This window comes from Bacteroides fragilis NCTC 9343 (assembly GCF_000025985.1).
GTDB classification, from domain to species: Bacteria; Bacteroidota; Bacteroidia; order Bacteroidales; family Bacteroidaceae; genus Bacteroides; species Bacteroides fragilis.
Window position 1 is genome coordinate 930,158 of the sequence record NC_003228.3, and the last position, 12,846, is coordinate 943,003.

Consider the following 12,846-nt stretch of genomic DNA (forward strand, 5'->3'; position numbering starts at 1 on the left):
GGGAAGTTTTTATGGAACTATCCCTCTTTTTAACTCAGCTTGCAATATAAATCTAACAAAAATGATAATGCGAAAAATTCAATATTTGTTTATTGCTTTGTTTATCTGCCTGGAAATCCAGGCACAAGACAAATTTAATATCAGGGGAGTGTTGCCCTGGCATAATTTTCTATCGGGACCTACTTCCTGGAATCTGTCGGATTACCGGATTTATCTGGATGAATGCCGGAAGAATGGTATCAATTTTATTGGTTTTCATAATTATACTGGTGGTGGAGAACGCTATGCCACCTATGTGGAACCTATGATAAAAATAGAATATAAAAATATTCTTCCGCAAGCTTGTTTTGATAATTCGATGACAGCCCGTTGGGGATATCTTCCGATGGCTGTGAAAGACTTTGCTTTTGATACGGGAAAGATATTTCAATTGCCTGTTGGTGCAGAAGCTTTTGGCAATAATGGTTCGATAACATCACATTCTTCTCGGGAACATTATGAAAAAGCTCAGTCCTTGATGAGGGATGTTCTGAAGATGGCACATGAACGGGGAATCCGAATGGCTATGGGATTTGAATTTGGAGTGATCCCTCCCGAATATTTTTCTTTGAATGTAGCCGGAGATTGTTTTTATTGGGCAGGTGAATCGAATATGATCCCCAATCCGAAAAGTCAGATAGCTGCCGAGATACATTATGCGGCAATTGATGATATCCTAAACACTTATCCGGATATCGATTATATCTGGATGTGGCTGAATGAACATTCATTTATGGGTGTCGATGTTCAGAAAGCACTTAGAGATAAACCCTTTGCCCGGGCTTATCAAGAGAATCAGGCACTCTTTAAAGAGGCTGCCGATTCATCGGCTCGTTTTGTCGGGGTATGGGCATTGGAATACATGAAATTGACTTATAAACATTTGAAATCAAAAGGCTCTCGTGCAAAGTTAATCCTTGGTGGTTGGGGAGGGGGACATCAGTTGCCTTCTTTATTGAAAGGACTGGATAGGGCCTTACCACAAGATATTATTTTCAGTTGCCTTAATCCGGATTTAGGAAAAAGTCCGCAACCTGATTTCTTGGAAGAGATTGCCCGAAACCGTAGTGTTTGGGCTGTACCCTGGTTGGAGGGGGATCATCAACTCTGGCATTTTCAGCCGAGGGTCAATATGATGCGTGAACAGGTAAAGCTTGCTGCCGAACAAAATCTGGACGGAGTAATTGCTATTCACTGGCGTACAGAGGAACCCCGTTTTAATTTTCGAACGTTTGCCCGTTTTGCTTCGGATAAGGGTGCTGACGAGAGTGTAGATCAATTGTATGACCGATATCTGACAGAGGAATTTGGGGAAGAAGCCGCAAAAGAAATGACTCCTTTACTTGCCAGAATGGATCGTGAACAGATTCAATGGAATGTACCGTCACCGGAATTTTATGCATATACTCCGGAATGGGGATTATTAGATGAAAATAATGTGCGAATACGACAAGAGTTGGTGTCTTCGGGAGAATCGTTATTGAAAAAGTTAAGAGGAGAGAAACGGGAGAATCTGAAACGTTTCATAGCAATGTTCCGTTTTGAACTGTTGTTGGATGAGGTAGATCGGGCTATGATGCCTGCTTTTATCTTAAAAAAGAAGGAAGTGCAAGGTGAGAAAATAAATGGTTCGCAGGAGTATATGGACGCATATCGGCTGTTAGTTTCAGCCCCTGTTAAAGAAATGTTTGATACTTATATGGAACGTGTTCATTCTCGTGGAGAATTGGGAGTACTTAGCTCTTTGAATCAACGTGTGTGGCGCGAATATAATGATCTTAAAATTTATCTGGAAAATAAAATAAAAGAAAAATGAAACGAATGGCATATCACCTGCTGGCTATCTTAATTTGGGGGATGGCAGCATCGGCTGTCAAAGCACAGATTTTGTTAACAGCTTCTGCTACGCCGATTGAAGAATATGCGGCGGTAGAACTTCAGCGGTATTATTATCAGCTGTCCGGACGCTTGTTGTCCATCGATCATGAAGAAGTACCGGACAGGAAAACGGAATTTGTTCTGACAAGACTGGATCATCCGTTAGTGAAGTCTTGGAGAGACAAAGGAGTATTACCTCTGAAGTCCATGCCGGGAGAGCAGGGATATGTCATTCGGACAGTAAAAGAAAAAGGCAGGGAATTGGTTGTCATTGCAGGTGTTGATGCCAATGGATTGCTTTATGGTGTATATGGGTTGCTGGAAGATCACTTAGGAATGCGTTTCTATATGAATGGAGATGTATATCCTGATAAGAAAGAGGTTCAGACGAGAATACCGTTGATTCAAGATGAACGAACTCCGACAGTGGCTATCCGTGGATTTCTTCCCTGGACTAATTTTCCGCAATCGGCTACCATTTATTCTTGGGATGATTGGCGTTACATCATAGATCAGGCAGCACGGATGCGTATGAGCTTCATTATGATTCATAACTATAACGGGTTTTGCGGACATAATGAACTGTTTCATAATTTTGAATACAAAGGGCATTTATCGCGTGGATGGATGCCTACTATAAAGACAGGACACGGATGGGGCTGTCCCGGATGGAATATCAACGAATATCTTTTCGGGGCATCTGAAGTTTATGATGATTATGATTTCGGGGCAGACTATGGCTTGCATAATGAAACGTTGACGAATGGTCAGATCAAAGAGAAAGGAGCAACTATATTCCGTAAGGTGATTGCCTATGCACACTTACGTGGTGTAAAAATAGGTTTAGGGTTAGATATTGATGTCGTTTTGCCGGAATATCAGTCTGAACCGGATAACAAAGACTTGATAAAGGTACAGGTCGCAGAAATAGCTCGTGAGTATCCGGAATTGGACTATCTGCTTTGTTTTCAATCCGAAGGTCAGAAAAATGAGGCTTTTTATGCCCGTTGGCGAAGAGTCTTTGATGGATTTTATGAAGAGATGAAGCGGAAGTCGCCTTCTACCCGTATAGCTGTATCGGGCTGGGGGCTAACTGCGGAATCGGTGAATAGTCTGCCTGAAGATGTCATTTGTGCTCCTATATCTTACTATTCGGCCGCTTTTGAGCCGGGAAGTGTTTATGGAAATCGTGAATACTGGGGATGTCCCTGGCTGGAACGTGATTTTAACAGTTCTGAGTATTACTATCCTTATAATGTAGATCTTTCGGAAACAATCCGGGCCTTTGGAGATGCTTCTGCCAATATGAACGGATTTTATGCGCTGACATGGAGATTGGCGGATGCTATTTCTCCAAAGATGTGGTACATCAGTAAGGCTCCTTGGTATAATCATGAAGTGCTGGACTCTTCGGAGAAAGTGTATCGGGATTTTGCACTTGCCAATTATGGAGAAAATGCAGTGGATGCCATTACTGACATTATCGATCAAAACGAACCTTTTGCTACCGATTTCGGTGAGTGTCAGGAAACACCCGGATTTAATCAGATGGTACATACTTATCCGTTGATGAATCTTTATTCGATGACTTTTGGGGGAAAGAATGGAAAGGATGTGGAGATAAAGGCCACCGGATATGCAGAGAAAAAAGGTACAAAAAATGCTCCTTGTGATGAAGGAGGAGAGTGCGTGGGATATATTATGGCTGATGACTGGTTGCAGTATCCGGCAGTTGATTTTAGTAATAGTCCCGAACGAATGTCCATACGGATTGCTTCTGCATCTTCGGGTGGTGTTGCTACTGTTTATCTGGATCGATTGGGAGGACCTGCTATCGCTCGGTTTGAAGTAAAGAACACGGAAGGTTGGCAATCCTGGAAATCATTGACCGTTCCGGTGAAAGGGTTAAAAGGTGTTCATACGCTTTATGTTCGTTTTCAACCTTTTAATGTAATAGCCAAAGCTGGGAAATTAGCTGATAAACAGCTGAAAACAATTGATAGTTGTATGGCCGTTACTTCGGATGTACTTCAACAATTGCGTCTCTCCCGATTACGAGCACGTATTCATGGAGCAGCATGCCATATAGCTTTGAATACTGATTTTGAAAATTATCAATGGAATGATTTACCGGGGAAAATGGATGAATGGGCGCGTAGCTTTTTGTATCGTATTGAAGATATTTCTTCCTATGGAAACATTATGAGTACTCAGAATCGGTTTGTGAAACAGAACTATGTAGAGAAGATCAACCAGCTACGTAAACAGCAACGGGTACAGGCTCCTTCGCATATTATAGCTAAAGGTACTCTTGAGGGAGCACAGATTAGTTGGCGTAATGAAGAGCCGGCAGTAAGTTCCTTCGTGGTTTGTCGTAATGGAGAAGAGATTGATACATTGGCGTCTGATGTGAATTGTTATCAGGATAAGTTTCATGGAGCAGCTTCGTATACGGTATATGCAGTGGATATTGAAGGGCATAAAAGCCCTTTGGGAATACCTGCCGATTGTCTGGCCGGGAGTGCTGACCGGGAAGCTCCGGTTATTGTGATTAATTCCCCGTTGACTTCAATAATGGAGGGAACTCCGTTGCACATTCGGTTTTCAGTCGTTGAAAATCGGTTACCGGAATTTGTATCCGGGATATTTCACTATCGGAGAACAGGAGAGAAAGTGTGGAAAAAAATACCATTTAAGCACCGGACCAGAGGTGTCTTCACATTAACCTTACCTGCTTCTGAGATTACGCGTCAGGGAATAGAATACTACATTTCGGTTTCAGATTCTGACAATGTATTTTGCTATCCGGGTTCGGCTCCGGCTCGGAATCATACGGTGGTAGTAACTGAGGTACCGGGAGATGATAAACCCGAAGTTCCGATGATAAAACCAATTTGTGGTAAACGTATGTTTTGGAGTCGTGTGCCAAATGTGGAAATGTATCGCATCTATCGTAGCAGAACTCCTAATTTTAAAATCGGAGCAGATACGTTTGTGACGTTTGTAGCGGGAAATACACAGAGTTTTGCCGATAATGGATTTGATTTCGACGGGACTTCTCTGAAAGGAACTTATTATTATTGCGTGACTTCCGTATCCTTTTGGGATCATGAAAGTGAGGCATCAAAAATCATTCAAATAGATTATTAATGAAAAGAATTGGAATATATATTGTTATTGTAGTATGCATCCTGTCTTGCATATCTTCGCGAAGGAACCTCTTGACAGAAACCAGATTGATGTTGGTTGATACGAGAGCAACTGAACATACGGCGGCATTGTTCTATAACTTGCGGCAACTGACCGGAAAACGGGTGGTTTATGGACAACATAATTATGAAATGGATGGGTTCGATTCGGATAGTACACGCTGGAGGGATGAGGCAAACCGATGTGATGCGTATGATGTGACGGGGGCTTATCCTGCTTTGGCTAGTTTTGATTTCCTTCATTTTACGAATCCTCGCAGTTGGGAAACAAAAGAATTGAATTACATACAGGAAAAATTCCATGTTGCATATAATCGGGGAAATGTTATTACGTTCTGTTGGCATTATTATAGTCCGGTGACCGGAGGAAATTTTTATGATACAACACAAGTGGTTCGTCATATCTTGCCGGGAGGTTCTTATCATGCTACCTTCAAAGCCGATTTGAAGATCATTGCTGATTTTGCACACAATGCAAAGGGCGATGACGGAGAGTTGATTCCGATCATATTCCGTCCTTGGCATGAGTTTGATGGTAATTGGTTTTGGTGGGGAAAAAATCATTGTTCGGTTGAAGAATTTAAAAAATTGTATCGGTTTACAGTCACTTATCTCAGAGATTCTTTAGAGGTGCATAACTTTTTATATGCATTTTCTCCGGACTGTGGTTTCACTACTGAGGCCGAATATCTGGAACGTTATCCGGGAGACAAATATGTAGATGTTGTAGGTATGGATAATTATTGGGATTTTCGTCCGGATGGGGGAGATACTTCCCTGGTAGTTCTGAAAGCCCGTATCCTTACACAATATGCGCAAAAGCATGGAAAACTTTCTGCCATTACTGAGACAGGTACACAGACACGTGATTCATTGTGGTATACACAATTGTTATCTATTCTGCGTTCGGAAGGGGTAGCCTTGAATTATGTATGCACTTGGTCGGGGTTTTCTCCTTATAAAGGACATCCGGCAGCAGCCGATTTTTGTCGGTTTAAGAGGGACACTTTGGTGCTCTTCGCTGATGAAATTCCTAATTTTTATACTTGGCACTGAACCTGCTTATAAATAATATCATGGAATGCTAAGATAGTATTAGGTATACATCCATCCAACGTCTATCTTTGCAATATCACTTTCAGGGTGGAAAGAATCTTATAAATAAAATATCTGATGATTATGAAAATCCTATCGACTATCCTATTAACCTTGTTGATTGTGCTTGGGGCGTGCACTTCTCCTCAGGTTTCTCCTGATCCTTTTGTCCGTGTGTCAAACGGACGTCTGACGGTGAATGGAAAACCCTATTATTATATAGGAACTAATTTTTGGTATGGAGCTATTTTGGGGTCACAGGGACAGGGAGGTAACCGGGAGAGATTACTTCGTGAACTGGATTATTTGAAGGCTCTTGGTATTAACAATTTGCGTGTTCTTGTTGGAGCAGACGGAAAAGATGGGATTCCGACGAAAGCTGAGCCTGCACTTCAGGTGGAAGCCGGTGTGTATAATGATACTATTTTTGACGGGCTCGATTTCTTCCTGTCGGAGTTGGATAAACGGGATATGTATGCCGTACTTTTCCTGAATAACAGCTGGGAGTGGTCGGGCGGATATTCCCAGTATCTTTATTGGGCGGGACATGGTGAAGTGCCTATGCCGAATGTAGCCGGATGGGATGCTTTTTCGAATTATGTGGCACAATATGCTAAGTCGGAAAAAGCACACCATTTGTTCCGGGATCATATTACTCACGTTGTAAATCGTGTCAATCGGTATACTGGAAAAAAATATAGTGAAGATCCTGCAATTATGTCTTGGCAGATAGGTAATGAACCCCGTCCGTTCGGTGAGGACAATAAAAAGAGTTTTGCAGCCTGGATTGCCGATTGCGCTGCTCTTATTAAATCTATGGATTCTAACCATTTGGTTTCTATTGGATCGGAAGGAATGGCCGGTTGTGAGGGGGATTTGTCACTTTGGACTTCTATCCATGCCGATGCGAATGTTGATTATACTACGATTCATATTTGGCCGAATAATTGGGGATGGATCGATAAGAAAGATATTCCGGGTACCATCGGGCAGGCAATAGAAAACACCTGCTCTTATATCGATATGCATGTGCAGGAAGCTTTTAAGATAAACAAGCCGCTGGTACTTGAAGAGTTTGGTTTACCGAGAGACAGTGTGAAGTTTACTTCGAATACTTCCACTGTTCAGCGGGACCGGTATTACAGAGCTGTGTTTGATATCGTCGAAAAGCATGCTGCCGAAAAGGGTGTTTTCCAAGGATGTAACTTCTGGGCATGGGGTGGATTTGCGGAACCTCAACATCTCTTTTGGCAAAGGGGAGATGACTATATGGGAGATCCCGGGCAGGAGGAACAAGGGCTGAATTCGGTTTATGCAACAGATTCGACGATAAATATGATAAAGGAGGCGGTAAGTGATATTAACCAGATAATTCAGAAACAATGAAAATGAAATTAATATGCTTTTTGATGTTGAGTGTGTTTTTTATTTTTCCGGTTCGGGCTAAAAACACATTCGGGAAGAAAAAAGACAAAGTGACGCGCTTGCATTTTTATGACCTGAATAAGAATGGGCGGATGGACACTTATGAAAACCCTTCTGCTCCTGTGGAGTATCGTGTGGAGCATCTTTTGTCACAGATGACTTTGGAGGAAAAGGTAGGACAGATGCTTACTTCATTGGGGTGGCCCATGTACGAACGGGTGGGAGAGGACATCCGCCTGACCCCTCAGTTGGAGAAAGAAATCGGAGAGTACCATATCGGATCGCTCTGGGGTTTTATGCGGGCTGATCCGTGGACGCAACGTACGTTGCATACCGGACTCAATCCTTCGCTGGCTGCCCGAGCGTCCAATCGTCTTCAATCTTACGTCATAGAACATAGCCGTTTGGGTATTCCGCTGTTTCTGGCGGAAGAATGTCCGCATGGCCACATGGCGATTGGTACAACAGTATTTCCGACTTCCATCGGTCAGGCAAGTACCTGGAATCCGGAACTGATCCGGCAGATGGGACGTGTCATTGCTATTGAAGCAAGTGCTCAGGGAGCACACATCGGCTATGGACCGGTACTCGACTTGGCCCGTGATCCGCGTTGGTCGCGTGTAGAGGAAACTTATGGAGAAGATCCTTATCTGAATGGGGTGATGGGAACTGCTCTGGTACGTGGTTTTCAGGGAGAGACATTAAACGACGGTAAAAGCGTGATAGCGACCCTCAAACATTTTGCTTCGTATGGCTGGACGGAAGGCGGACATAACGGAGGTACTGCCCATATAGGCGAGCGCGAACTGGAAGAGGCTATCTTTCCTCCTTTTCGTGAGGCGGTAGGTGCCGGGGCATTGTCTGTGATGAGTTCATACAATGAAATAGACGGAAATCCATGTACCGGAAGTCGTTATTTGTTAACGGATATCCTGAAAGATCGTTGGCAATTCAAAGGTTTTGTCGTGTCCGATTTGTATGCTGTCGGAGGATTACGGGAACATGGTGTTGCCGGCAATGACTATGAGGCGGCCATAAAGGCCGTGAATGCCGGAGTGGATAGTGATTTGGGAACGAATGTCTATGCTGAGCAGTTGGTTGCTGCGGTCAAAAGAGGGGATGTTGCTGTAGCAACGATAGATAAGGCGGTACGTCGCATTTTATCTCTCAAATTCCAAATGGGATTGTTTGATGATCCATTTGTAGATGAAAAGCAGGCAGTACAACTTGTTGCCTCTTCCGAACATACCGGACTGGCTCGTGAAGTAGCCCGTCAGTCAATCGTTCTGCTTAAGAATAAGGACAAGCTGTTGCCGTTGAAGAAGGATATTCGTACCCTTGCTGTTATAGGTCCCAATGCCGATAATGTGTATAATATGCTTGGAGACTATACCGCGCCTCAAGCCGATGGGACTGTAGTGACAGTCTTGGATGGAATTCGACAAAAGGTCTCTAAAGAAACTCGTGTGCTGTATGCCAAGGGGTGTACAGTGCGTGATTCTTCCCGTACCGGATTTAAAGATGCTATAGAAACAGCCCGTAATGCCGATGCCGTAGTAATGGTTATGGGAGGATCGAGTGCCCGGGATTTTTCCTCGGAATATGAAGAAACCGGTGCGGCAAAAGTCACTATAAATCAGATCAGTGATATGGAAAGTGGCGAAGGCTATGATCGAGCCACACTTCATCTTATGGGAAGACAACTGGAGTTGTTGGAAGAAATCTCCAGGTTGGGTAAACCGGTGGTATTGGTATTGATTAAAGGGCGTCCGTTATTGATGGAGGGAGCTATTCAAGAGGCAGAGGCAATTGTGGATGCCTGGTATCCGGGCATGCAGGGAGGGAATGCTGTGGCCGATGTGCTTTTCGGTGATTACAATCCCGCAGGACGTCTCACTCTTTCTGTGCCACGTTCGGTCGGTCAGTTGCCGGTATACTACAATACAAGACGGAAAGGAAATCGTAGCCGATATATTGAAGAACCGGGTACTCCTCGTTATCCTTTCGGTTATGGTCTTAGTTATACAACTTTTTCCTATACGGATATGAAAGTGCAGGTAACTGAAGGAAGTGATGATTGCCGGGTAGATGTAACAGTAACCATACAAAATCAGGGTACTGCAGATGGTGATGAAGTGGCACAACTCTATTTCCGGGATGACGTAAGCAGTTTTACGACTCCTGCCAAGCAGTTACGGGCGTTCAGCCGTATTCACCTGAAGGCTGGTGAATCCCGAGAAGTAACTTTTACTCTTGATAAGAAGTCATTGGCTCTGTATATGCAAGAGGGGGAATGGGTGGTCGAACCGGGACGCTTTACAATAATGGTGGGAGGCTCTTCCGAGGATATTGCCTGCCGACAAGCATTTGAGATAAACCGAAAATATACTTTTAAAATGTAAACGTCATGAACAGATCAAGAGATAAAGTGCGTTGTGCACTCAATCATCAGAATGCAGGTAGTATACCGGTTGATTTCGGGTCTACAGCAGTCACGGGTATCCATTGCCGTATTGTGGAAGCGCTAAGAAACTATTATGGACTGGCACCCCGTCCGGTGAAGATTGTAGATGCTTTTCAGATGTTAGGAGAGATAGATGCGGAACTGGCCGAAAAGATCGGAGTAGACTGTATAGGTATAGGTGGACCCAAAGATATCTTCGATTTGGATACGACTCGTATGCACGAACAGACAACCCCTTGGGGGCAACGGGTGTTGGTGCCTGAAGCAATGGATTTAACTCCTGATATGCGGGGAGATGTATATGTGTATGCCGGTGGGGATCAAAACTATCCCCCCAGTGCCGTGATGCCCAAAGGATGTTATTTCATTAATGCTATTGAGCGTCAGCAGCCCATTGAAGAAGATCGTTTGGACCCGGAAGACAATGTAGAAGAGTTCGGGCTATTGACAGAGAATGATCTGGCTTATTACTGTGCTGAGGCAGACAAGGCATATCAGACCGGCAGAGCTGTTGTTGCCAGTTTCGGGGGAACGGCTCTGGGGGATGTTGCTTTTGTTCCCGGTATGGGATTGAAGCAGCCCAAGGGGATTCGTAGTGTGGTAGAATGGTATATGTCTACTGCTATGCGGCAGGACTATTTGCATCAGGTATTTGAGAAAGAGATCGACATTGCCATTGCCAATTATGAAAAACTCTGGGCTGCATTAGGAGATAAGATAGATGTGGTGTTGACATGTGGGACCGATTTCGGTTCCCAGGAATCACAGTTTTGCTCTATAGATACCTTCCGTGAGCTTTGGTTACCACACTATCGACGGATGAATGATTGGATACATCAACATACTACCTGGAAAATCTTTAAGCATTCCTGTGGAGCTATTATCCCGATTCTACCCGGATTGATCGAAGCCGGATTTGATATTATCAATCCGGTTCAGATTAATGCCAAAGACATGGATTCCAGAAGATTGAAAGAGGAATTCGGCAGTCAATTGACCTTTTGGGGCGGTGGGGTAGATACGCAAAAGATACTGCCTTTCGGTACTCCCGATGAGATACGTCGCCATGTAATGGGGCAGTGTGAGATATTGGGCCGTGACGGAGGTTTTGTTTTCAATGCTGTCCATAATGTTCAGGCCAATGTTCCGGTAGACAATGTAGTTGCGATGTTCGATGCTCTAAAGGATATCTCTTGATAATTTTCAGAAAATACTATTTCTACCATGTTTGGCCTGTATTGATCATCAGATGGCTTTGAAATTCTCTTAAAGTCCCCTGATAGATCGGTTGGCAAATCGTAAAATCATCTCGCTGTACAATAAATTTATGTTAGGTAATCTTTAAGAAAGAGTATCTATATATTATTAATCTTATAAATGATAAAAGCTATGAACAACCTCAATGAATTATATGAAGCCATTTTGGCCGGTAAATTGGAACAGGCAGTCAGTGTTACTCGGGAAGCTGTTGCCGGAGGAGCAGCACCCCAGGAAATCATTAATGAATATATGATTAAAGCCATGGAAGCCATTGGAGCACGTTTTGAATCGGGACAAGTGTTTGTTCCGAACCTCTTGATGAGCGCCCGTGCCATGCGTGGTGCCCTCGATATACTCAAACCACTGATGCAAGGGCAGGTCAATTCGTATATCGGTCGGATTGTGATTGGTACGGTAAAAGGGGATTTGCATGATATAGGTAAGAACTTGGTTGCTTCGATGTTTGAAGGATGTGGGTTTGAAGTCATCAATCTGGGAGTGGATGTATCGAGTGATAAATTCATTTCTGCGGCATTGGAAAATAAGGCAGATATTATTTGCATGTCCGCACTGCTCACCACTACCATGAATTACATGAAGGAAGTGATCGATGCCCTTGAAACCTCCGGGTTAAGAGGAAAAGTAAAAGTAATGGTAGGAGGAGCACCTGTCAGCGATGCCTTTGCCAAATCTATCGGTGCCGATGCCTATACCAGTAATGCCAATGCAGCCGTAATAATGGCCAAGAAGTTGATAAACGCCTGTTGAATATGCCACTGGTGAATTCCCATATTGTTGAAGAGTGTCTGCCTTTCACTTCGTTGAGACTCGATCCGGAGGATATTAATCTTTCAATGGGAGCCGGTTACGTGCCTGATGCGGAGATACAGGCAATATCTGATGCATTGGAAACAGAGATTGCCGGAATTTGTACACCCCGCTTTCTGTATGCTCTGTTCGATGCCGAGCCGGCCGGTACTTGTGAGGTGGGAGTAAACGGTATTTCTCTGAAAACAGGATCTGTTATAACTCCTTATCTTAAAGATGCTGCGGGCTATGTACTCTTTGTTGCTACTGCGGGGTACGAGTTTGAGGCTTTTCAGCATAGGATAGGCAGTCAGGGAGACATCTTACGCGAATTTCTTCTGGATGCTTACGGTTCGGCAATTGCTGAAGCAGTTGTCCGTGAAGTATGCCGGAAAGTGGAATCCCGAATGTTTCCTTTGGGATACGGAGTCAGTCATCCTTACAGTCCCGGTTATTGCGGATGGCACGTCACGCAACAGCAGTTGCTTTTCAGCTGCTTGCCTGAATTTCCCTGCGGGGTCCGATTGAGTGATTCTTCGCTGATGTCGCCTATTAAATCGGTCAGTGGTATTATTGCTTATGGTCCATGTATTGTCAAACGGAAATATGGATGCGAACTATGCGGCAAAGCCGATTGCTATAAAAACAGAAATAAACTAAACAGATAGA

Annotated in this window: 8 protein-coding genes; all 8 read left to right on the plus strand. The window is 43.8% G+C overall.

What is annotated here, in order from left to right:
* The first annotated feature begins 67 nt into the window (after positions 1-67).
* The 8 genes from BF9343_RS03565 to BF9343_RS03600 all read left to right on the plus strand — a co-directional run bounded on the left by BF9343_RS03565 (position 68) and on the right by BF9343_RS03600 (position 12,845).
* Positions 68-1,855, plus strand: coding sequence for a hypothetical protein (locus tag BF9343_RS03565; protein ID WP_032556213.1), 1,788 nt, complete (start codon positions 68-70; stop codon positions 1,853-1,855).
* Positions 1,852-5,067, plus strand: a complete 3,216-nt coding sequence (locus BF9343_RS03570) for a carbohydrate-binding protein (RefSeq protein ID WP_010992186.1) — start codon at positions 1,852-1,854, stop codon at positions 5,065-5,067. Before BF9343_RS03565 ends, BF9343_RS03570 begins: the two co-directional genes overlap by 4 nt.
* Positions 5,067-6,182 (plus strand): glycoside hydrolase family 26 protein, encoded by a 1,116-nt coding sequence (locus BF9343_RS03575; protein WP_010992187.1) that lies wholly within the window; start codon positions 5,067-5,069, stop codon positions 6,180-6,182. The genes BF9343_RS03570 and BF9343_RS03575 overlap by 1 nt, the downstream gene beginning before the upstream one ends.
* Positions 6,183-6,299: 117 nt before the next feature.
* Complete coding sequence (locus BF9343_RS03580) at positions 6,300-7,607, plus strand: glycoside hydrolase 5 family protein (protein WP_005813231.1); 1,308 nt, start codon at positions 6,300-6,302, stop codon at positions 7,605-7,607.
* 23 nt (positions 7,608-7,630) lie between these two features.
* Complete coding sequence (locus BF9343_RS03585) at positions 7,631-10,048, plus strand: glycoside hydrolase family 3 N-terminal domain-containing protein (RefSeq protein ID WP_172579068.1); 2,418 nt, start codon at positions 7,631-7,633, stop codon at positions 10,046-10,048.
* 5 nt (positions 10,049-10,053) lie between these two features.
* Positions 10,054-11,307 (plus strand): uroporphyrinogen decarboxylase family protein, encoded by a 1,254-nt coding sequence (locus BF9343_RS03590; RefSeq protein ID WP_005801343.1) that lies wholly within the window; start codon positions 10,054-10,056, stop codon positions 11,305-11,307.
* Between the two features lie 192 nt (positions 11,308-11,499).
* Positions 11,500-12,138 carry a cobalamin B12-binding domain-containing protein gene (locus BF9343_RS03595; RefSeq protein WP_005785010.1) on the plus strand — a complete coding sequence of 213 codons (639 nt, stop codon included), beginning with the start codon at positions 11,500-11,502 and terminating at the stop codon, positions 12,136-12,138.
* A gap of 2 nt (positions 12,139-12,140) precedes the next feature.
* Positions 12,141-12,845 (plus strand): vitamin B12 dependent-methionine synthase activation domain-containing protein, encoded by a 705-nt coding sequence (locus BF9343_RS03600; RefSeq protein ID WP_008769470.1) that lies wholly within the window; start codon positions 12,141-12,143, stop codon positions 12,843-12,845.
* The last annotated feature ends 1 nt before the right edge of the window (position 12,846 follow it).

Excerpts from the sequence above, each read along its gene's own strand:
- BF9343_RS03565 (WP_032556213.1), top strand. The coding sequence starts at position 68 with ATGCGAAAAATTCAATATTTGTTTATTGCTTTGTTTATCTGCCTGGAA.
- BF9343_RS03570 (WP_010992186.1), top strand. The coding sequence starts at position 1,852 with ATGAAACGAATGGCATATCACCTGCTGGCTATCTTAATTTGGGGGATG.
- BF9343_RS03575 (WP_010992187.1), top strand. The coding sequence starts at position 5,067 with ATGAAAAGAATTGGAATATATATTGTTATTGTAGTATGCATCCTGTCT.
- BF9343_RS03580 (WP_005813231.1), top strand. The coding sequence starts at position 6,300 with ATGATTATGAAAATCCTATCGACTATCCTATTAACCTTGTTGATTGTG.
- BF9343_RS03585 (WP_172579068.1), top strand. The coding sequence starts at position 7,631 with ATGTTGAGTGTGTTTTTTATTTTTCCGGTTCGGGCTAAAAACACATTC.
- BF9343_RS03590 (WP_005801343.1), top strand. The coding sequence starts at position 10,054 with ATGAACAGATCAAGAGATAAAGTGCGTTGTGCACTCAATCATCAGAAT.
- BF9343_RS03595 (WP_005785010.1), top strand. The coding sequence starts at position 11,500 with ATGAACAACCTCAATGAATTATATGAAGCCATTTTGGCCGGTAAATTG.
- BF9343_RS03600 (WP_008769470.1), top strand. The coding sequence starts at position 12,141 with ATGCCACTGGTGAATTCCCATATTGTTGAAGAGTGTCTGCCTTTCACT.